The sequence below is a fragment of the Mesorhizobium sp. M0768 genome (genome assembly GCF_040320195.1).
GTDB lineage: Bacteria > Pseudomonadota > Alphaproteobacteria > Rhizobiales > Rhizobiaceae > Mesorhizobium.
Map to the genome: position 1 here is coordinate 110678 of NZ_JAMYPD010000017.1, position 22097 is coordinate 132774.

At 58.4% G+C, this 22097-nt stretch carries 15 protein-coding genes and 3 pseudogenes; 9 read left to right on the top strand and 9 right to left on the bottom strand.

The window, feature by feature from the left end; genetic code table 11:
* Positions 1 to 3: 3 nt before the first annotated feature.
* Positions 4 to 264, bottom strand: coding sequence for an acyl carrier protein (locus tag NKI08_RS21160; protein ID WP_352771945.1), 261 nt, complete (start codon positions 262 to 264; stop codon positions 4 to 6).
* The gene (locus NKI08_RS21165) at positions 219 to 2867 is read right to left on the bottom strand and encodes an SGNH/GDSL hydrolase family protein (protein ID WP_352771946.1); all 2649 of its coding nucleotides are present in this window, start codon (positions 2865 to 2867) and stop codon (positions 219 to 221) included. The genes NKI08_RS21160 and NKI08_RS21165 overlap by 46 nt, the downstream gene beginning before the upstream one ends.
* Positions 2868 to 3309: 442 nt before the next feature.
* Here NKI08_RS21165 and NKI08_RS21170 point away from each other — a divergent pair, with 442 nt between their 5' ends.
* The 5 genes from NKI08_RS21170 (at position 3310) to NKI08_RS21190 (ending at position 10027) form a co-directional block, all read left to right on the top strand.
* A complete protein-coding gene (locus NKI08_RS21170; protein WP_352771948.1) occupies positions 3310 to 4557 on the top strand; it encodes a glycosyltransferase in 1248 nt (415 codons plus the stop codon).
* A gap of 96 nt (positions 4558 to 4653) precedes the next feature.
* On the top strand, positions 4654 to 5934 hold the full coding sequence (locus tag NKI08_RS21175; protein ID WP_352771950.1) for a glycosyltransferase: 1281 nt from the start codon (positions 4654 to 4656) through the stop codon (positions 5932 to 5934).
* 53 nt (positions 5935 to 5987) lie between these two features.
* Positions 5988 to 7358, top strand: coding sequence for a polysaccharide pyruvyl transferase family protein (locus NKI08_RS21180; RefSeq protein ID WP_352771951.1), 1371 nt, complete (start codon positions 5988 to 5990; stop codon positions 7356 to 7358).
* 421 nt (positions 7359 to 7779) lie between these two features.
* Entirely contained in the window at positions 7780 to 7962 is a 183-nt protein-coding gene (locus tag NKI08_RS21185; RefSeq protein WP_031203903.1) for a hypothetical protein, read from the top strand.
* A complete protein-coding gene (locus NKI08_RS21190) occupies positions 7940 to 10027 on the top strand; it encodes a recombinase family protein (RefSeq protein WP_352771953.1) in 2088 nt (695 codons plus the stop codon). Before NKI08_RS21185 ends, NKI08_RS21190 begins: the two co-directional genes overlap by 23 nt.
* 269 nt (positions 10028 to 10296) lie before the next feature.
* On the opposite strand, the gene NKI08_RS21195 is transcribed toward NKI08_RS21190, so the two are convergent.
* From NKI08_RS21195 to NKI08_RS21215, 5 genes and pseudogenes are all read right to left on the bottom strand, one after another.
* Complete coding sequence (locus tag NKI08_RS21195) at positions 10297 to 10560, bottom strand: hypothetical protein (RefSeq protein ID WP_352771955.1); 264 nt, start codon at positions 10558 to 10560, stop codon at positions 10297 to 10299.
* A 154-nt stretch (positions 10561 to 10714) separates the two neighbouring features.
* A complete protein-coding gene (locus tag NKI08_RS21200; protein WP_352771957.1) occupies positions 10715 to 10912 on the bottom strand; it encodes an IS1096 element passenger TnpR family protein in 198 nt (65 codons plus the stop codon).
* Between the two features lie 295 nt (positions 10913 to 11207).
* A pseudogene (tnpC, locus tag NKI08_RS21205) lies at positions 11208 to 12436 on the bottom strand (IS66 family transposase); the annotation flags it as partial.
* A gap of 143 nt (positions 12437 to 12579) precedes the next feature.
* Positions 12580 to 13266, bottom strand: a complete 687-nt coding sequence (locus NKI08_RS21210) for a class I SAM-dependent methyltransferase (RefSeq protein ID WP_352771959.1) — start codon at positions 13264 to 13266, stop codon at positions 12580 to 12582.
* Between the two features lie 105 nt (positions 13267 to 13371).
* Positions 13372 to 14214: a hypothetical protein gene (locus tag NKI08_RS21215; RefSeq protein WP_352771961.1), complete on the bottom strand. Its 843-nt coding sequence runs from the start codon at positions 14212 to 14214 to the stop codon at positions 13372 to 13374.
* 396 nt (positions 14215 to 14610) lie between these two features.
* Here NKI08_RS21215 and NKI08_RS21220 point away from each other — a divergent pair, with 396 nt between their 5' ends.
* Positions 14611 to 16665, top strand: a complete 2055-nt coding sequence (locus NKI08_RS21220) for a hypothetical protein (RefSeq protein WP_352771963.1) — start codon at positions 14611 to 14613, stop codon at positions 16663 to 16665.
* A gap of 72 nt (positions 16666 to 16737) precedes the next feature.
* Here NKI08_RS21220 and NKI08_RS21225 read toward each other — a convergent pair whose 3' ends face one another.
* Positions 16738 to 17070, bottom strand: coding sequence for a hypothetical protein (locus tag NKI08_RS21225; RefSeq protein ID WP_352771965.1), 333 nt, complete (start codon positions 17068 to 17070; stop codon positions 16738 to 16740).
* Positions 17067 to 18169: pseudogene (locus tag NKI08_RS21230) on the bottom strand (IS5 family transposase). The gene NKI08_RS21225 and the pseudogene NKI08_RS21230 overlap by 4 nt, the downstream one beginning before the upstream one ends.
* 170 nt (positions 18170 to 18339) lie before the next feature.
* On the opposite strand from NKI08_RS21230, the pseudogene NKI08_RS21235 reads away from it, so the two are divergent.
* From NKI08_RS21235 to NKI08_RS21245, 3 genes and pseudogenes are all read left to right on the top strand, one after another.
* A pseudogene (locus NKI08_RS21235) lies at positions 18340 to 19383 on the top strand (IS110 family RNA-guided transposase).
* Positions 19384 to 19852: 469 nt separating this feature from the next.
* Positions 19853 to 21133, top strand: a complete 1281-nt coding sequence (locus NKI08_RS21240; protein ID WP_352771967.1) for an O-antigen ligase family protein — start codon at positions 19853 to 19855, stop codon at positions 21131 to 21133.
* A complete protein-coding gene (locus NKI08_RS21245; protein WP_352771969.1) occupies positions 21130 to 22095 on the top strand; it encodes a glycosyltransferase family 2 protein in 966 nt (321 codons plus the stop codon). Before NKI08_RS21240 ends, NKI08_RS21245 begins: the two co-directional genes overlap by 4 nt.
* Positions 22096 to 22097 lie beyond the last annotated feature (2 nt).

Consider the following 22097-nt stretch of genomic DNA (forward strand, 5'->3'; position numbering starts at 1 on the left):
GCTCTATGTAAACGCCTGCTTCGATTGGACGAAATGGGCAATATGGGCGATGGAGTTCAGGTTCTCTGGCACGAGTTCGTCGGGGGCGATTTCGATACCGCAGGACTTTTCTAGGTAGGCAACGAGCCTAAGCGTCGCCAGCGAGTCGAGAATGCCGCCATCTATCAGCTCCGTTGAATCCGTCAGATTCTCCGGCCTTTCACCGGGCAGGAACTCCTTCAATATGAAGTCCTTTGCCATTGTCCTAATCTGGATCGCATCCATTTTTCCTCCTTTTGTGGAGCAACCGCAAGGTTCAGGGGAATTAGATCCCGGCGTTGCTGCAGCACCTCGTAAAGCTTGTCGGCGATAAGCCGATGGCCAGCGGCGTTTGGGTGATCATCCCAAGGCGCTACTTGAAGGGTCCGCCAGTCGTACCCGTCATACACGCCGGAAAGATCGAGAACGTTGAATCCGGCCTCGGCAGCGAGGCGCCTCTCCAGGTCAGGATTGGTCCTCTCGTCTAGTCTGGGAAGATAGATCCAAAAGACCCCCACACCTTCACGCTTCGCAGTTTCCACGATTCGAGAATAGATCGCACGCAAAAGTGTCTCTCCGTAGGGCGTGAGCTTTCGTCTAATCACCTCACGATCGGCCCTGTGATCTATCGCGCCCTGGCGTATAATGTCGCGCACGAAGTCGTAGCGATATGCGGAGCCATTCTGGATTGCTTTCACGAGCTGCTTTAGCATTCGCGGATTAAGCGCGCTGTGCTCAAAGTAAAAGATGTACTGTGGTTTGAATGCAAGCACCCGATCCTCGATGATGGCCAGCATGTCCAGACTAGCATAACCCCCAACGGCAAAGTTCAGCACCTCGTAGTGTTGATACCCGCTGTCGGCCGCCTGCTCATTCAACCGCCGCTCCAACAGGCCCTCGAAATTCTCGTCATCCGCGACACCCTCGCCGAAGACGTGCGAAGAGCCGACGACTGCAATTCGTAGGGTGCCGGGAGGAGCGAGCTTTTCGTAATCCTGATCTCGCATGCCCCAGCGGTTGATGTGGACCCGGGTTCCCTTAAAGTCTGCTTGGGAGAGTGGACGCAGATAGGTCGTGGGAAGCGCACCTGTGAACTCACTCAGCGGCGTTTTGTCTAAATTCTCCCATCCGTCAAGTCGTCGTTGGCCATAGACAATCCACAGTTCTGGGTTAAATGCGCCGACATTGACGAGGTTCTCGTAGTAGCCGCGCTCCAGGTTCGCCCTGTCGCGAGTGTTGAGGTTCGGCATTCTAATGTCGGCCATTGCGGTACTGACTGTCTCGCCCAGGCCACCGCGAACCCCCAGGAGCGAGGTGCAAACCGCGATAAACCCGCAGACACCGACCGACGCAACCGACCGCCAGAAACTGTACTGGCGGTCGGCGGCGCCACGCGCGAGCGCAAGGGCAGGAATGCCAATTATAGCTACCACCGTGACCAGCACGAGGACGGGCGTCATTTTGCCGGGACCTTCGACGCCCACGGTGTCGAAGACCGAGAACCATAGCGGGACCGAGCTCGCGCTCCAAAACGACCAAAGGAGCGAGATAACGACGAACACGCCGATGGTCCGGCCCGCAGTTTGCAGCGAACCGTTCCAGCTGAGTGCCCCGCCACGCAGGCGCCGCGTGCGACCGTGCCGCATTTCATAGAGGGCGTTGATTGTCACGAGCACGGCCAGGATCATCCAGAAGAGGAAGTCGTTCCAGGTGAATACCCAGGTGCCACGCAACCAAAACCACTGATAATTGTGCAGCAGCCAAGTCGCGAGGAACGCCAGGAGTGTCGCGCTGACGAGCGCCACGCTCTCTCCCCAGCGTCGAAAACGAAAATAAACGGGATAGTATACAATTTTCATTATAAAGTCTTTCCAATATATATTTATTCGACGCCAGAAGTCTGTAAAGCTCGAGGAGAGGAAATAGAGATTGTGGGTTTCTGGAAGATTGAATCCAAATAAATGAAGAATCCCGCTGATTACGTGAAATGTTCCTGAAATCTTCATATAAAGCAAAAACGGCCAGATCATGAACTGCACAAGTTCAACCTGATTCTGTACATCCGCTGCATCGATCACAAATCGCTGATATACGATGCGGTAGCATATCAAATGGATAGCGCCGCGAAACAGCAACTGAATACCCGTTTGATATATATAGTGCTGGTCAGCATTGTAGTAGCTGCTACGGAAAGTCCTAAAATCTACGACTGGAAAGAGCGGGAAGCATACATTCGGCAACATAAAGAAATACGCGAGCCGTTCCGACAGCGTCGACATTCTCTGTTCTCGCCGCATTTCGTATACATAGACGATTAGACGGAACATGAACATGGAAGCGAGCACGGGCCAGATTGCGTGCGTCCATGGGGTAGCTATCCAATCGATCCGTGCGGCGGCGAGCCCGCAGCCGGCGCCAACCAGCACCAGCACTCTCCATCCAAAAGCGATCGGCAGGCGAGCAATTTCGATCAATACGAGCCCAATGACGACGATCCAGGCAGCATCGATGAGGCCTTCAAATCTCCAATGATGATGGTTGGGCCCAAAGTTACCAAAGACTGCGGCGATACCCGCGAACGAGAGCAGCACGAAAAACTGCAGCCGGTAACGCTGTGGCAGGAAGTAGTGCACGCACCAGCCGGCGAGAGCGACGAGCAGGACGCGGACAAGCGCAGTAGTCTCAAGCCTGAGGAGATAGACGAGTGTGATGAAGAGGGCCAACTGGCCGGCTATGGCTAACCAAGCCAGAATGCTCCTCGGGTCAGACTCCGTAGGACCCGCCGACCAGGGAAGGATCAATGTCTTCATATCAAAGCCACGAATCTCTTGATCGATGCCGGCGCACATCGACAATAAGCAACTTGGGGCACGCGAAAGTTCCCCGAGCTGCAGGCCAAGCGACCTCTGCCATTGGCTCCTGTCCCCTGGAAAAGGTAAGCGCACCGCTTCCTTAAAGCGTTGCCTTGACTACTTCTTTTTCTTTCAACGAATCCGATTTCGCGCAAACGCGTTAAGCAGAGACATTAGCATAGAAGTATACCGCAAAATAAGCAGTCCGCTGTGCCCGGGGTAACAGCGATATGTCTCTGAGACGTTTAAATTAATCAGGCTCAATCTGAGCGACTGGGATGACCCCCCTCCTTATGGAACTGCACGTGCCATGACCCAACAAGGAGAAGGGCAGAGAACAGGATTCGGGGGTCTTGAGGATGCGGCATGCCACCCATCGATGCACGGCTGGGCATGGAACGTACCCATCCCATGGATTCAGCGCGATCGGTGCGGCCATATGAAAGCACGGGATCCGGAAAACAAGATCGACATGGGGCATCGACTGCGGATCGTTCATGTCATTACCCGTCTCATCAATGGCGGTGCTGATGAGAATACTGTCCATTCCTGCAATTGGGCCGCGCAAAGAGGACATGATGTTGTCCTGCTTCACGGCGAGACGGTCCACCCGGAAATCATAGCTAGAGTGGACCCGCGGGTGAAACTCATTGGTGTCCCTAGCTTGACCCGGTCCATTTCGCCCCTTTGCGACGTGAGGGCATTGTTGTCGCTTACCCGACGCTTCCGCTCGTTGAATGCCGACATCGTGCATACGCACACCAGCAAAGCAGGCATTCTCGGGCGTTTCGCGGCATGGGCGGCGGGCGTTCCAGGGATCGTTCATGGCGTGCATATCGTGCCTTTTGTCAATGTCGGTGTCGTCGAGCGGTTTGCCTATCTCGTCTTGGAAAAGCTGGCAGCACCACTCACCAGTGCGTTCATCAGTGTGAGCGAGGGCATCCGTGATTTGTGCTTAAGCGCAGGAGTGGGACGTCCGGACAAACATTATGTGATCCATTCCGGATTCGATCTCGATCGTTTTCGCAACGCCGGTCCGCCCGATGATTGGCGCGATTTGTTGCGCTTGGCACCGGGCGCGCCGCGGCCGCCTGTGCTCTTGATGATCGCTGCATTCGAGCCACGGAAGCGACACACGGAATTTCTGGACGTTTTCAGGAAAGTCGAAACCCGCTTACCCGACGCGATGCTTGTGCTTGCGGGCGACGGACCGCTTCACTCGGTCGTCGAATCGCGGGCCAAATGGCTAGGGCTGGGGCGCCAAGTGGTCTTTACCGGCTATCGGGACGACCCGGAGCGGCTGATCGCGCTCGCGGATCTCTGCCTGCTCTGTTCCATGCGTGAGGGACTCCCCCGCGTGGTCATGCAATATCTCGCCGGCGGCAAGCCTTGCGTCGCTTGCGATCTGCCAGGTCTTCGCGAAGTGCTCCGCCCTGGTATCAACGGTGTGATTGCACCCGCGCACGATTTGGCAGCCATGGCCGACGCCATTGCAGCCCTCCTTGAGGATCGTGAAAGACTGGCTGGCCTCGCCCAAGGTGCCGCGGCGACTGATCTTTCGAACTGGGACGCCAGGCTGATGGGCAAGCGGATCGATGCCATTTACCGCAAAGTTCTCCACCAGCATTGGGCAAGCAAGGGAGTGTCAGCAAGGCGTCCTGTCCGAAATGTTGCGCTTCCGCGATGAACGGCTGTGACCTGTGCGTTTTACAGTGATCGATAGGTTATCAGATTGGATAGCGGTGCACGCTCTTTTTTGCACGTGGGACCGGTTGTAATCTTGGTGGCCGCCATCGACCCGAGGGACGCTATCCGGCGGATTGATATGATTGTAACAGAAATTGCATCTGCGCATCCGATGAAGTTCCCGCGAGCCGAAGCTCGTATTCTGCTCGTGCTCCCAACTTATTTTCCTGAGTCATGTGGCGGCGCTGAACAACAGACGCGGCGATTTGCCCGGGTGCTGGTTGAAAGGGGCGTTTCCGTAACTATTATAGCACCCAGGTTGTCGCACTCGACGCCAAAACGCTCCGCCATCGACGGGGTGCCCATCCAGCGCCTTCGCTTGCGCGCGGCGCCGAACTTAGGCGGGCGGCATATGCTGTCGTTCCTGTCGTGGTGTGTGCAGGTTGTGGTCTGGATGCTGCGCCGTCGCGACGAATTCGATGTCGTATATATCATCCATGCCCGACTTCATGCCGTTCCGGCTGCCTTGGCGGGAGCCCTCCTGCACAAACCGGTTCTCGCAAAATTGGGCCGGGGCGGACGGTGTTTCGATCTCGATGTGGTGCGCGAAAAGAGGATCATCGGTCGCTTGGCGTCCGCCCTGATTAAACGTCATGTCACGGCGTTCATCGCCAATAGCCGCCAAATCGCTGGTGATCTGAAGAGACATGGCATCGACGCAGATCGCATTCATTTGATTCCGAATGGGATCGATCTGCCCCGCAAGGCGCGCTGGGAGCCGAGCGCCAATGGCAGCAGGCGCTTTATCTGCCTTGGCCGTCTCGAACCGGAAAAATGCCTCGAGCACATGATCGATGCGTTCGCGGCACTTCCCGCCGAGGCAAAGGCGCAACTCACTATCCTGGGCGACGGCCAGTGCCGCGTCCCTCTCGAGGAACAGGCGGCCCGGTTGGCCCTTTCAGGCAACGTCACATTCGCCGGGGCGGTCGAAGATGTGTTTCCCTTTCTGTGGGAGGCTGATTTCTATCTTTCCACCTCGGCGTCGGAAGGCATGTCAAACGCCCTGCTCGAGGCCATGAGCTACGGCGTGGTCCCAATCATCACCGATGTCAGCGGTGCGTCCGACATTGTGGAGCATGAGCGCAGCGGCTTTCTGGCCCGCTCACATGCCGAGTTTTCCGGGCTTCTTCGTCGCGCGCTCGGCCTATCGGAAGCCGAGCGCTATGAGATGGCGCAGCACGCAGTACAGACAATCGCCGCGCGGTTCAGCATGGAGAGCGTCGCCCTGCAGCAAATGGAGCTATACTCCACTCTTATGCAGCAGCATGTGACGTCTGGGACCAACATGCTCGGTACAAAGAGGAGATTCGTCCGGTAGAGTGCTGCTTTTGCCAAGCGAGGATCTGATGCACAGACGCTCATATTTGGCCAGTGGACGAAAAGCAGGAAGGGCGGTTTACTCCGTCTTCGAACGCTGCCGTCGCTAAGGTTTGTTTTTCGCCGGTTGGCTCGTTACTCTATGTGATCGGGACTAATATGAGACCTCGTATTCTTCTTATAACGCGCCTTCATACGCAAAATGCGGGCAACGAGGGACTCTCTACAGAGTTCATACGGTACGCAATATCCCGTTTTCCTGCTGCGGATGTTCGAGCTATTGATCGTTACCCACGCTTTTTCGAACAATTTGATCTGAGGGGCATCGGTGGAGGGTCGATCAAGGAGTTTGACGCACTAGCTCACGCGCTGACATTGCGCTTTCGCAGGGAGGACGCGCTTTTGCCAGCGAAAGCTGAGTTAAATTTGGTCAAGCTTGACGAGACTGGAAAGGAGCTTCGTGGTCCCTTCCGAAGAGTAACGCGTAAGCTGGCGTTGCGCAGAAAATTGGCCGGCATGGGACTAATCGAGAGATCAGTACCTGTAACCGCTGTAACAGCTTGTTGTACTTCTGATTTAGTCGTTTGGAATCCCGCAGGGGAAATTTGTCCAACCGGCGATCCTCATCAAGTCATGCGGTTGCTTCTGTTGCTTCGAATCGCTCAGTTAAGCGGAAAGAAGACTGTCGCAATCAACCACAGCCTCGAGATCGGGAACAATGCTCTCGGTGCCTTGATTGCTCACGTATACAAGAACCTGTGCTATTTGAGCGTGCGCGACGCAAAATCGGTTGAAGTTGCGATAGATCTTGGCGTGCGCAATTCGATTATTCATGAGGCACCGGATATGGTATTTCTGGCCTCACAGACATCGGTGCCGGAGGCTGCGAGCGCCATACCCCGCGGGGCGATCGGGCTTGCCGTTAATGGCTTGGGGGCTATGCAGGGCGTGGATGAATGGGCGCGTCTGGCAGAAGGTCTGAATAAGACCGGGCGTCCCATCGTTCTCGTGTCGAACGCAATCCATCGCGATTTGGCTTTCGCCAGACGCTTGAGTCGAATGATCGATAAATCCACGGTTATCAACCACCAGCCTCGATATCAGCAGCTTCGGTCCATATACCGAAAATGCGATGCCGTCATCAGCAGCCGCCTGCATGCTTCGATTTTGGCGCTTTGCGAGGGTGTCCCGGTCGTTAGCATCGAACCGTCGGTCTTCAAACTATCAGCGATCTTTCGCCAATTGGATTATCCGCTCGAAACTGAAAGATTGCAGCAGGCTGGTTGGTCGGATCGGGTCCTTGCTAAGCTAGCACGGTGTCTATCGGAGGAGCGATCTTCGATTTCATCGGCTGGTGCAAACGCAATTTCCCAACAGCTGAGAAGGATAGAAGTGGCGTACGCACCGTTGTTTGCGCTTGCATAGGTTGGGCGCGTGTCCACTGTTGTCGGGCATCTATGCATGTGATCGGCGAAAAGCGCGATCCCCATGGCGCCGATTTGTTCGTGTTTCGTGGGCGCGCAGGGCAATTATCGACATTCTGCATACGGTTTCCGCTTTGCGACGGTTGCCTATCGCTGGCATCCGTTGTTTGGGAGCACGTTGCAGGTTTCGCCATTTCGTCGTGGGAAGGCGTTGACGTGCATCTACACGGAGGAGCGCCCTGACCTTTGCCGCGAACTCCCGAATTGGATGTTCGACGCCGGCTACTGCGCGGGCATGACGCTCGGGCGACCCGAAATCGGCATCGAGGGTCTCAATGAGTTGACGATCGTCCTGACGGCGCTCGGCGCGAATCGCAAGCAAGGCGCACAATCCCGCCCTTCAAGGAAGAAGGAGAGGGACGGTGCGAAGAAGCCGATATCACAATCGCGCGCAGCTCATCCTGCAGCTGGAGCGTCAAATTCCTCATCCGCCAGTGGGCAAAAACACAAAGGGACTGGTCGAGACATTGGCCGACCTTCTGCTGGAAGCGCTGGCGGCCGAAGCGGATCAGGGAGGCGGTGATGAACCCGAAGATCACGCCTGATCACCTCGCCCGCTCGGCGGTAGTTTACGTTCGTCAATCGACCATGTCGCAAGTGACGGGCAATCTGGAAAGTCAGCGCCGGCAGTATGACCTGGCGGGAGCCGCAGAAGCGGTCGGCTTTGCATCGGTGACGGTGATCGACGACGATCTTGGCCGCTCGGGGTCCGGCCTGATGCAGCGACCCGGCTTTGAGCGGCTTGTCGCCATGGTCTGCTCCGGCGATGTCGGTGCGGTCTATTGCATCGAGGCGTCACGACTGGCGCGTAACGGACGGGACTGGCATCATCTGATTGACTTGTGCGCGCTGGCCGGCACGCTGGTCGTCGATCCGGATGGCGCATACGATCCGCGGCTCGTCAACGACCGCCTGCTGCTTGGGCTGAAGGGAACGATGTCGGAATACGAACTGAGCCTGATGCGACAGCGCGGCATCGCCGCCCGTGACTCCAAGGCCAAGCGTGGGGAGTTCCGCTTCATGCTTCCGCCAGGCTTCTGCTGGAGCGAGGCCGATAAGGTCGAGATCGATCCTGACGAGCACGTGGCCGACACCATCCGGCTGGTCTTCGCGAAGTTCCGCGAGTTGGGCAGCGCGCGGCAGGTCTTCTTATGGCTGCGATCGGCAGACATTAAAATGCCCGTGGTCCGGCGCAATGTCGAGGTTTGCAAACTCGTCTGGAAGCCTCCCGCCTACCATAGTGTCATGCAGATTCTTCACAATCCGCTTTATGGCGGCGCCTACGCATTCGGCAGAACGGCGCAGCGGACACGGATTGTCGAGGGGCGCGCCCGTAAGGCCAGCGGCTTCAGGAAGTCTCGCGACGAATGGCATGTGTTGTTGCGTGACAATCATCCTGGTTACATCAGCTGGCAGGAATACGAGGAGAATCAGAAGCTCCTGCTCGAGAACGCGCATATGAAGAAGAACTGCGCGCGCAAATCTGCACGTGGAGGCCGCGCCCTGCTCACGGGATTGATGCGTTGTGGGCGATGCGGACGAATGATGCGCGTCTTCTATGGCATGGCGAACGGCAACGCCCATCGCTACCAGTGCCGCGGCGATGATGCCCATGTCGGCGCTGGCCTGTGCATCGGCATTGGCGGTCTGCGGATTGATCGCGCCGTCGCCCTGCAGATCCTAGAAGCCGTCTCCGATCGTGCCGTGGAAGCCGCGATCTTTGCTTCGGAGCAGGCCGAGCGTTCGCGAAAGGACATCGTTGCCGCCGTCGAGCGGGAGCTGGAAGCAGCCCGATACGATGCCTCGCTGGCCGGGCGTCGTTACGAACTGGTCGACCCCGCCAAGCGCCATGTCGCACGCGAACTCGAGGCTCGCTGGAACGATGCGTTGGACCGCGTGGCCACACTGGAGCGCCGGATCGCGGAGCTGTCGGCTCTGTCGGCGACACGCCCGAAGGTCGATCGCGCCCGTTTGCTTCAGCTTGCCCATGATCTACCGGCGGTATGGAACGCACCCTCAACCGACACTCGGACCAAGCAGCGCCTTATCCATATCCTGGTTCAGGAGATCGTATGTGATCTCGATGAGGCGACCAACGAAGCCGTGCTGCTGATCCATTGGACCGGCGGGCGTCACACCGAGGTGCGTGTTGCCCGCGTCAAGACCGGCCGTTGTCCAGATATGGCGCCGAGCGCCGTCGAAGCACTGCGCAAACTCGCCGGACACTGGCCGGACCGCGAGCTTGCCGTATCGCTCAACCGGATGCGCTGCAAGACCGGCGATGGCGAGACCTGGACGACGGTGCGCGTGCGCGAAATGCGCGAGCGGCTCGGCGTACCCGGATACGATCCAGCCAAGGCTGATGGCGAAATGATCAGTCTGATGAAAGCCGCCGAACGGCTTGGCATCTGCGTCGGGTCCGCGAAAAGCTTGGCTCTCAAGGGCATCCTGCCGGCGAAACAGATTTTGCCCGGTTCGCCCTGGCTGGTCCCCGTTGAAGCACTCGCTTCAGAAGCGGTGCGCATAGGGGTGCAAGGTATCGTCGCTCGTCGACCGAAGTTCTACGAGCAATATCAATACGATAAAGTCGTCCGACTGCCCGGACTCTGACAAGGGGATGCATTATGAAACGAACTGCGGCTCGTTGGTCAAGATTATCTGGCACGAGGGATCGGCATGTCGCTCTACGCCAACGATCTTCAGCTGATAGTTTTCCTTGCGGCAGATATGGATCGGGGATTTCGTACAGGCAATACTGCCCGTTGTAGGCATGGCTGGTGATGAGGCGGTGTTTGGCCCATCTGGTGACGGTGTGCTCGTGGATATTGAGACGCGCGGCCGCTTCCTGTTTTGTCAGCATTCCACGTTCTCGCAGGCGGTCATAGCGTGAGCGCAGCTTGTACTGGTGAACGAGATAGGCCACCACCCGCAAGACCGTGAAGCGCGCGTCGTGGCGACCGCGGCGCGGCCTCGCCGGGGCGATATCCTTGTTGGTTGAGGACTTCGGCGATCTCGGAATAGATGGGGTCGTCGAGGAGTTTGTCGACCAGTTCGACAATGCCGGGCTGCGTCTTGACCTGTTGCGCGGAAGATTTTGGGCTCATGGTGGTGAGCGTCTGGATCTTGCCGCCCTTGAATCGCACGTGAAGCTTGGTGGTGCCTTCCGCCGGCAGCTTGATGACTTGATGAGGGTGACATCCTCGATGATGTGGGCAAGCAGTCGCTTGCGTTCGCGGTTTGGGGTATCCGGATCGTAATTACCCATCCCTTGCCCCCTCGATGCGGCACGGTGCGTCGTCACTCGTCGTCGATGTCCGGGTACTGCGGTGGAGCCTTGCCGATCTTGCCGACGATCCTAGGGTAATTGGCATCGGGCTGCGCCTGCCCTGTTCCAATAACTTCAACGCGGAAGCGCCACTCGTCACCGTAGTCGTACAAGAAGGTCATTGCCGAGCCCACCTTCTGGAAGGCTGTGGTGACGCGCGTGCCCCTCACGCTGCGAGAGCCGCTCCCTTCTATGTCGGCGAAGAGTTCGAACCGCTGGGGCGAGTCGAACAGCTTTCCGTCAGTTTGAATAAAAGCCGTAGGCGTGGTCCATGTCGAAGCCAAAAGCCGCTACGATGGCTTCGGCCAGATCCGCTAGCGTGCTCGACCTCGATACCTCGATGTCCCGATAAAGCCGTGCCCGAAGAGAGGCTCGGAAGATCAAGGTCGCGGGCTCAGTCATGGCGGATTTCAGGCGCTGACAGTTTGAAGTTTGAAGGATGATTTTGAAGGGGTTCGTGCTCGGTGCGAGACGAGCCGTGTCGACGACGGTTCGAATGTCGGCTTCGCTCTTTGCGGCCCACATGGCGCGATAGCCGTTAGTGATCTTCCGTTGGACGACGGCGGGTCCGAGGGCGCGTTCGCATGCGTTGTTCGTCGCGTCGACCATTCCTGGCCATTGGGCAAAGGTCAAATTGATCGCGAGCTCGCCTGAACCTGTTTTGGATATCGCGGGCCAGATCGCACGATGTTGTGGTGGCGAGGATATCGTTCAGACTTCGCTCCAGGGCGCGACGCTTGCCGGCGATGGTCGAGCGGCGAAGGTATCGATACCGCCGGGTAGGGCGAAGGCTCTTTGAAGCCAACGCTTGAGCCGTGAGGGCAGCATGTCCTCACTTGCCTCGTCCGCATTAGGCGACGTCGCGGGCGAGATGCGCCAGGCAGGTCTGATGCGCATTTGCGTGCCCTTGTTGTGCGGCATAGCGATCGGAACACCAGACGTCGAGCCGATGGCCGTCCATCAGGGTCCGGACCACGACGACGCCGCGCGTTGGCGCTGCTTGATCAACAACCGCTTCGGCGCAGCGAAACACCCAGTGGTAGGCGGTGTTCCCTTCGTTCCGCACGCCGGTCTCATCGGAGGCGATGACCTTGGCCCGGCGCAACGCCGCGACGGCCTTGTCCCACTCGGCCGCGAACGCGCCCTGCGCACGGCGCAACATGTTCATCAGTCCGCCCTGCCTGAGCCCGAAAAGGTTCGCGAACGGGCTCTGCAGCCGCTCGTAGGACAGGGCCTGGAAAGGCTTTGAGATAGGTCGCTACGGCGTGCACGCGTGGCCCGAACGGCGTCCCCTTCGCCGTATCTGGCACAGCCGCGACGACCAGCGTGCCGCTGGACGGGCAACGGACTGCCAGACGCCGATGGCGCTCAATTGCAGGCCTGATCGCGGGAAGCTCAATCTTGTCGTGCTCGCTGACGGTTTCGGCAGCAAGATCGCTCGACAGGCTGGCGCGGCAGCAAAGGCATTGGTCGGGATGATGATCGATGATGCGATCGGCATCCTCACGCATGGCGCGGCTGTGACCTTCATGACCCGCCTTGGCGCCGCCGGGCTTTGCCCTGTCCCGACGCGCCTTGCGATCGCTCGAAGGTGGCTTGGACGACGTGCGCGATGTCTTCTCTGGCCGCTGCATCCGCAGCACCAGATCGATCAACTCTTCCTTCGTCAGACGCTGCAAATCAGATTCAGGGATTCTTGCCCCTGACAAGGGCGGGCGTGGGTAATTACCTTTGCTGATTTGGTCATCCCGGATTCAAACGCGTTGTATATTCAACATCGATCTTCGTCCTCTAAGATTGAAGGGGTCCTCTAGGTGGTGATCCAATCATCTACTGATCAACCGTAAGCGGGGCGACGCAGTAAGACCACGGTCGACGAATAGGGTCGAAAGAGCCAGAAGTATCTATGATAGCGAGCCTTGAAGCGCTCAAAGTCAGCAAAAAGGAGATACGGAAAACTTAGAAGATGCCGGGTAAGCAACCGGATCAGCTCCCGTGATGTATGCTGGCTCAATAGATCGTTCAGATAGGTGCTGTCCGAAACGACGGCCTCTTGCAGGCAGGTGAAATCAGGAAAGAGGCGACGGATTTCGTCGGGGGCTGGCCGGTAGAGCGTATCGATGGGGTCGAGGTGATAGGGGTAGCTGTACGGGCCGGTGACCAGCAGGAGACCCTCAGGCTCCACGATACTGGCGCAGGCATCGGCAAATGCGCCCGGATCAACCAGATGCTCGAGTAGGTTGCTGCACATGACGAGCTTGGGATGGAGCGCCCTCAGTTGCTCCTGGAAGGCCAGATCCAGTACATCTCCAACCAAGTCCACTCCCTCCTCTTCCTTCATATCGATATTGAGGATACGTATCCCGCGCTCGCGAAGCGGCTGAAACACGAGTAGGTCGACGTGGGGCTGTTCCACGGTCCGGAAGTGGGCGGTCGAGGAGCCGATATTCAGGCACGGATTCATTGCTTCGCTCGGAAGCGAAGCCAAGATCGTCTGAACGTGCTTGGCTTCATTCGGACGCATCGGCGAGCATTCCCCATCCGCTAGTTACAGTGTGCCAGGGCCTGTCGCCACAGGCCCGCATCGTTATCACCGTTCGCCTCGTCGTTTGCTCTACCCTCTGCGAATTCAAGGGCCTGGGCTGCTCCATCGAACCTCGTACAGGGTCTCCATGACGCCGGAGCCGTACCTGTTGAAGTCCTTCAGGTCCTCGCTCGTCAGTCGCTCGATCGCAGCAGCGTTTATGTTCTCGGCCAGGAGTGACGCCCAGTAGCTTTTGTCCACTATGCGCATGGTGCGACTTGCAGACGCGGCGGCCTCCTGACCGGGCCCATAGCTCTTTGGCTTGTGAATATAGGCGTCCTCACGGGGCCGCGGCAGCGCCAGGCGCCCGTACAGGCGATCCAGAAAGCGGAGAGGATGGGCAACCATATCCTCGAACCTGACAAGCAAGTAGTTGTCTCTGGCAGCCTGTTCCTCAAGCATCTTGCCGGCAATGTGGCTGTAGACTCGACCCGCCATCATTGCCGGCACCCCTCGGCGCTTCCATGAATCGCAAAGGCCGTAGCCGTTTCTCACCAGCCCGACGAAGATCGTCTCTTCGAACTGCTTCTCGATTTCAGAGTTCAGGAAGATGTCGTACTCAGTCACCTTGAAGAGGACGTGGCGCGCGAGCGCGAGATCGAGCCCCCTTTCCTTCCGCAGCTGGTAGTCAGCGGCGATCGACGCTTGGATGCTTTTTTCCAGACGCTTCTGAAATCGCTTCGCGTGGAACACTGACCTGGAGGCAAGCTTGCCCGCCTGGAGTCCCAGACGCCGGTAGACCTTTGGAGGAAGATTCCAGCCGCCGTTGTAGTAGAACTGCCAAAACTCATCGAAGGTCATGAGGACGCCGGGCGAAGAGCCGATCATATTCGCCAGAATGTTCGACCCGCCGCGGCCGAAGGAATTTATGACAATGGCTCGATCCATTCTGAGGTCCAGGGATTGCGGTTCGGTGCTTCCGGCGCGCGGATAGATCTTCGGAGCAAGCTAGGCATCTTGTAGCAGAATTGCCAGAACTTGTCTGCGGCCATCTTACGTCGAGAGAGAGGCAGCGATCATGTTGACCTGTATGTTCGAGCCCCCTAGACCGGACGAATGACGATAACGGCTCGTTCCATAGTACCTCGATGCTCGCAGACCACTCCGTTCGAAGGATTCTGTTGTCGCCTCGGCGCGCCGCAGGGCGTCATTGAAAAGCCAAACTAAAGCGGCGAAATGTTTTTGCGAGGAGAAGCGCAATAATCGGTAACGGGCGTCCTGGTCCAGCCTTAGCTCGAAACCAGCGGATATTGGCGCGACGTGAGATAGGTAAGGCACACGATAATGACCGACCGCATTTCTCGCCGGGATTTGGCACGGGCCGTATGCGCCGCCCTTGTGCTGACGGCATCCGGTCGCCCAGGACTGGATGCTCGCGCCGCCGGTCCAGCGCAAGGCTCGCAACCGAAAGCTCACTCCTGGCATCCGGGTCTGTTCCCGGAAATGATCGTGAAATCTTGGTTTCAGGAGGACCTGGCCGAAGGCGAAGTCTCCTCGTGGCAATCCGGCGGTGTGAAGCCGGTGGCTGCGGTGCAAGCCGAGCCCACCCTGCGCCCGACAAAGCTTCCGAGTAACGGCGGCGTCCTCTTCAAGAAGGACACGAAACAGGCGTTGACTTGGCCCGTCGATAACGATGCCCCGTACCTTCACCGCTGGTGGTTCGTGATCGCCCGGTGCAATTCGGCAGTCAACGCCGATGCGAATAACGTTTCCGTTCTTTGCGTCAATGGAGCAGAGGGTGGCCCGCTGCATCGCCAGCCGCAGGTCTGTTTCAAGCCCTCCGCAGGCACATTCGTTTCGCGGCTCCATGACGGCAACCTCAAGAGCGAGGAAGGGCAATGCTCGAAGGATTTTGGCGACTGGAATGTCATGGTCGGGTACCGCCGCGGATTTGTGATGCAGGCCGTGGTAAATGGGGTCAAGACGGCGGGCCAGACGATTTATGCTTTGGCACCCAACCGGATGAAATCGCAGAGCTTCATGGGCGATGTGAACAATCCGATGAGGGCCGAAGTCGCGATCGACTGTGTCATCATTGGACAAGGCGAACTAAATGACTCGCAGATCGACAAGCTGATCGGATGGGGGATGTGGCGCGTCGGCCGGCAATCCGCCCTGCCCGACGATCACCCCTATCGCCAGAGGCCTCCTTCAGCGGTGGATGCGAACGACAAACCGGCACATTATGAGTTCGATTCAGCCTCGTGGGCGTCCTGGGCAGCCATCGGCAATGAGCGATATGCTCATCGTGGTGAGGCGGCGCCCCCGATCCGCGGTTATTCAACGGTCTTTCTTGACGACTTCGATTCCGGAACGATTGTCGATGATTACAAGGGCGCTCAAGCCAGCATTTGGTATGCGCCGACCCATCTCGCGGGCGTCGGTGTTGATGCCAATGCCCAGCGGGTCTCGGCGTCGCCGTCCTCATATGTGCACGACGCCGCCAGCCACACGCTAGCGCTCCGGCTCTTGCACAAGCGCCGTTGGAGAACAGGTGCGTTCTCTTCCGTGAACAACAATGGCCAGGGTCGGTGTTGGGGAAAGGGGATCTTTGAGATCCGCGCCAAACTACCGAAGATCGCAGCGCCCCGCCCCGGATTTTTTCCTGCCTTTTGGGCGTATGGCAGGGAGCATCTAATCTGGCGGACGCGTAATCGCCTTGAGACTGACTTTTGGGAATATGACGGCCTCAATGGGGCCTATATCAACATAAGCCAGCACGTCCACAAACCCAGACTCGATTATGCAGATCCAAATCTCGCGCCACGTGGCGTGCACCGGAAAATCGCCGGCTATCAAGTCGATCCATCAAATGGCTTTCCAGCGACGATCGACGTATACGATGGCGAATTTCATACTTGGTACGCACAGATCGAGGATGATTATAGTTATTTCGTGATCGATGGCTATGAAGTGGCGCGCGTTCCGTCGACGCCGGAACTCACAGCCAAAAAATACATCATAGTGGATTTCGCTTACGATGAAAAAAAGGGCCGCGCTCAACCGGACCTGTCGCAGACGTATGACATGGTGATTGACTATATAAGGGTCCGGCAGACGGAAACGGATCTGGCTAGGGTTCCGACGGGGTTCAGCGCATTGCCGGCCTTCTCGGGCCAGGCTTCACCGGGCCAGGCGCTGACTGTCGTAGCGAACGTTATCGCGTCGCAAATTGAGTGTCTATGGTATCGTGACGGCGTTCCGATCGTGGGCGAAACCGGCACAAGCTATGAGCTCAGCTCGCGGGATGTCGGGCATAAGATTCGCTGCCATGTTCGCGCGGTCTCTGTGCTCGACCAGCCAGAAGCCTGGACCCCAGAAAGCGAGACCGTCGGCTAGACTAGGCCGCATCGACTGCGCGCGGTCAGGATGCGTCATCACTCTCCGTCGACTGCGTGATGGCTCTGCCCACTAGCAGGCTGTTGAAGAAGTCTGACGTATTGCCTTGAGGATGGCCTCGTCGCCGTTGTGGTAGGCGAATGTGATCTCGATCGAGCCGTTGTCAAGCAATTCGGCATAGCCATCGCCTGTGACTTCATCCATCTCGTCACACCCGGCCCATGTGAAGTGGCTGTAGCTCAGATCGAGACCGGCTTGCAGGGCGCCAAAGGCGATCTTGCCGTTGTTGTCGGGTCCGATGGCGATGGTTGCGGGTCCACCGAGGTTCAGGTAACCGCGATCCCACAGATCGGCTTCGATGATCCGCCAGCGGCCGATCAGTTGGCAGCCTGCGGGCACGGTCATTTCGACGCCGCCAAGAGCTTGGGCAGCCGCACCAGATTGTAGGCGGCGGCCGCGAAGGTGAAGGCCCACCCAACGCGGTCGCGGCCGCGCAATTTGGTCTTCTCCTGCCCAGCGACGGTTTTGATCCAGCCGAACGCCTCTTCGATGCGCTTTCTGATGCGCTGGCTGACGGCATAGCCACCGTGGCGCGTGGTGCGGCGATCGATCGCCGAACGACGGCCGTTCGTGTTCTGCGCTACGTGGGGTGTCACCTTCATCGAGCGCAACTCGTTGACGAAGTCCTCTGCGTCATAGGCCTTGTCGGCACCGAGCGTGATCGCCCGCGGCCGGTCGGCACGAGGTTCGATCATGTGCAGGGCCGCCACCCGCTCGGCATGTCCGTCGGCCAGCGTCAGGCAGGCTTCCACCAGCAGGCCGTGGCGGTTCTCCTTCAACCCATGTCCCATGAAGCACAACCTGGCCTCCTTGCCCCGCCCTTTGCGGTAGAGCCTGGCGTCGGGGTCGGTAGTCGAGGTGTGCGTCTCGTTCGATCGCCTCTCGCCGTGGAAGTCCGCTTCCGCATTGCGTCCGCCGCCGTCTGCCGGCGGTTCGCCATGACCGCCGCTTGGGCCGCCCTTTGGCTTGACGCTCTTCATCGAAGCCCAGGCCTCGATCAGCGTGCCGTCGACCGAGAAGTGATCCGTGGACAAGAGCTTCTTGACTTTGGGTTGCGCCAGCACGGCCGCCAGGAACTTCGCCGCGGTATCGCCCTCCAGCAGCCGGTCACGGTTTTTGGAGAACACCGAATGGTCCCAGGCTGCGTCGTCGACGCCGATGCCGACGAACCAGCGGAACAGGAGGTCGTATTCCAACCGTTCCATCAAAAGCCGCTCCGAGCGGATCGAATAGAACGCCTGCAAAAGCATTGCCCTGAGCAGCTTCTCCGGCGGGATCGATGGCCGTCCGATCGGCGAATACAGCGCCGCGAAGTCCGCTCCAGCGCCGATGCCGCCTCGTTCACAATCGCCCGAATGCGGTGCAACGGATGATCGCGCCGCACCCGGGCTTCAACGTCCACGTAGCTTCGTCCGTGTGTCCGTCCCCGCCCCGCACGATTCACTCCACCTCTTCGTGGTCAGAGTGAAATCACGAACTTGGGACTGTCGCGAGCTCTTTTTCAATAGATGGGGTGATTGGGGTCTCGCCCGAGCCAAATTGAGGGCGGCTGCTCCTGTCGAGATGTGAGAACGTGGTCGATGTAGATCGCCACAAACATCAGGAGGAGCAGCCATGAAGTATTTTGCCGGACTTGACGTGTCTTTGGAAGAGACCGCGATCTGTGTCGTCGACGAGAGCGGCCGGATCGTGAAGGAAGGGCGGGCGGCGAGTGAGCCGAGGGCGCTTAATGAAGCCTTGCGGAAAATCGATCTGCCGCTGGAGCGCATCGGGCTCGAAACCTGTTCGCTGACAGCCTGGCTTTATGACGGTATTCGCGCCGAAGGATTGCCGGCGATCTGCATCGAGACCCGGCAGGCCAACGCGGCGATGAAACCGATGCCGAACAAAACCGATCGCAACGACGCCCGCGCCTTGGCGTAGATCATGCGCACCGGCTGGTATCGGCAGGTGCATGTGAAGAGCCAGCAGTGTCGGCTCTGGCGATCCCTCCTCGTTGCGCGACGCACGGTCCTCAATGAAATGCGGACGATCGAAAATGTCGTCAGGGCGATTCTGCGGGAGGCCGGCATGAAGCTCGGCACTCCAGGCCGCGCAGCTTTCGCCCATCGCGTGCGCGAACTGATTGGCGCAGATACGGTCATCATGGCGCTTGTCGAGCCGCTTCTGGCGATCGTGGCAACGATGTTGCGCGAGGTCGGGCGACTGACAGAGCAGGGCTTCAATATCGCCGGCAAGGAGCAAGTCTGCCGGCGCCTCATGTCCGTGCCCGGTGTGGGACCCATCACCGCGCTCGGCTTTCGTGCCACGGTCGATCAGCCGGACCGCTTTCGCCGATCGAGGGATGTCGGAGCGCATTTGGGTCTGACCCCGGCACGCTATCAATCTGGCGAGACGGACATTCAGGGCAAGGTAAGCCGATGCGCTGACGAGCTCGGCCGCACGGCCCTCTATGAGGCGGCTCATTTGCTGCTTGTGCTCAGCAAGAAATGGTCAAGCCTCAGAGCGTGGGGTATGAACGTCGCCAAGCGGCGCGGTATGGCCCGAGCCCGAGTTGCTGTTGCTCGCAAGCTCGCTGCCATCCTGCATCGCATGTGGAGCGATGCGACAGAATTCCGCTTCGGCAAGGCACCCGGCTCCGTATCGGCCATGAAATAGGCACAACGGACCAACGAAGGAGCGTGGGGACGACGGGCAAGGCGATCTCGTTAGCAGGCACGATCCTGGGACGAACTCTCCTAAGGTCGTTCAACAGATTGAGACGCCTCGCTCTACGGACCCCATCATGCGGCGGCCTAACGCCGACTGCGAAGAGAAGCGAGTGACCCGCGGGGCGACATGGTCCGGAAAATTATCAGGAGGAGCTTGACCTCAACGACCCCAATCAGAGAAGCCTGTTAGGCTAGCAGTCCTGGCCGCAACCGAGAAGCGGGAGTTTTCCCAATCCGGTAGGAACATGATGCCAAGCTTCCCCCTCCAATACGGCATCGCGGGTTCCGCTTACTGGTGAGACACGCGTGCGGCATGGCGGAGTCTTTCACCGCCTGTCGGCATCGACACATCCAACAAGGTTCTGTTTCCGGGAAAGAGAACATGTTAAAAGAATATCGCGCCGCGAGGGGCTGTGATGCGTTATCTCCTCACATTCGCGATACTAAGCCTCTTCCTACCAATCAGGCTCGAGACGGGTCTTGTATTGCTGCGTCCGTTCGAGCTGATCACATTGCTGGCGCTCATCAACGGCCTGGCCACGGGGCGTTGGCAAAGCTTGGCTTTTCCAGCCGGTTTTCTACTGCTCCTGCCCTTCTTGGACTGGCACATGGTCTCGGCCTTCAGCGTGGGCATAGAGAATGGCCTGCGCGAGCTGTTGCAGATGTCAGCCGTGGGCGCCTTTGCGTTCGCGCTCGCACAGGAGACCAGACGGCTTGAGACGTACAAGACCGTGAACATCTTGCTTTTCGGCATGGTGTTGATCCTCGCCTATACGATCGCCTGGCATGTGGATCATGGCTACCTGGTCGGTTGGAAGCATCTGTTCGATCCAAGGCTCGTGTTCACCTTCCTTCCAATTGCGCTCGCGGGGCTCCTCCTCTTCGCCAACCGGGCCAAGGGGCGCACCCTTTGGTTTGTATGGGCAGGGCTACTTCCCCTGCTCGTGCTATCTGGGGAACGCAAGGCGTTTTTGATCTATCTGTTTCTGACCGCTGCACTTCTGACGCGCGGAAGGCTTACTGCGATGGTACCGGCGATCGCCGCCGGCTTCATGGCTCTTCTTGCGGTGTCGACCATGGTGGACAACCCCTATGTCGAGAAGCAATTGCAGTCCATGCTCGATCCGCTGAGCATGGGGCAGTATGAATACCTGGCCTCAACGGGGAAATATGCCTCTGGAGACACGCCGAGCAATGTCCAGCGCTCGTTTTCCTGGACTCTGTCCAGGCAGCTCATCTCCGAACATCCAATAATGGGCGTGGGTACGAACCAATTCAAAAATATTATCGATACTGAGTTCCGCGATCTTCCTGCCGAGCTGCGGCTGGGAATCCATGGCGAGTTTCAACGCATCCTCACCGAGAACGGCATCATTGGGCTCAGCCTCTACATTCTGATATGGGTCGCCGCATGGTTTCGATTAAGTCGTGCTCTAAGCTGGGCACTTTTTCACGGATTGATCGGAGCGGCCCAGGCACGGCTTCTGCCCCTCGTGTTCCTTGTTCCCTGCGCCTTCTACGTTGGAACAGAAGCCTCAGGCACACGAGCTTTCGTCACGCTAATCCTTGTCTCGCTCCTGCCGGAATTGACGCGGCACGGGCTTTGCCTATCATTGAACAGGGCGCGGAGGAGTCACCCGACAAGCATGAGGCATCCTCGATTTCTTGGGCGCCCCTTGCCAGGAAGCACAAGATGAGTGTTTCGGCTATCATGACATGCCACAATGAAGAACGCTTCATTGTGCAGGCAGTGGAAAGCGTGATCAATCAGACCGCATCGAACCGCATCAAAGAGATCATCATTGTCAATGATGGCTCGACGGACGGCTCGACGGAAGTGATTGCGTCGCTGGCCGATCGGGAGCCGCGCATACATGTCCTGACGGCGGCTGGTATTGGGCCTTCATCGGCGAGGAACCTTGCCATCAGACATGCTACCGGTGATTTTATTGCAATTCTCGACGGCGATGACCTCTGGGCTGAGGACAAGCTTGAGCGTCAATTGGCCGTCTTTGGCAATGGCTGCAAGGCAGGTCTTGTCTATGGTGATTTTGTCGATTTTTCCGCTCCGGATCTTTCCGATGCTCTACACGTCGCCGTTCGCCGCTATCGCGCGGACCAATGCGATACGCTGCCGACATATTTTCTGCTTGATGGGCCGATTGTTCCTTCCAGTATCGTTATGCGGCGGGAGATTGTCGACGATATCGGGTTATTCAACGAGGCATTCAGGGTTGGAGAGGATACAGAGTTTTGTATGCGCGTAGCCGAGCGCTGGACATTTCAATATGCGGCCGGAGCACTCGTCTATAAACGGCGCCACGGCTCGAACACAACCCGCAGACTCGACGCGCTTCTGTCGGTAGCCGAACGCCTCACGCGAGAATGGGTCATGCGACGGCCGGAGCTTGCGCACCTCGCTCGCCGGCGCAACGCGCGTTTGTACGCGAAAGCCGGCAATGATTGCGTGGCTCAAGGCGAAAAGAAACGCGGAGCGCGCTTACTCATTCGCGCGATGCGGCACGATCCATTGTCCTGGCGGGTGTACGTTTACATTTTTCTTTGCGCCCTGCCGAGGGGCATGGATTCGCAGGTGCGCCGCGCAGCCAAGCTATTGTTCTACCGCGCCTTGCGCAAAACGTTTGCTGAGGGCTCCTAAAG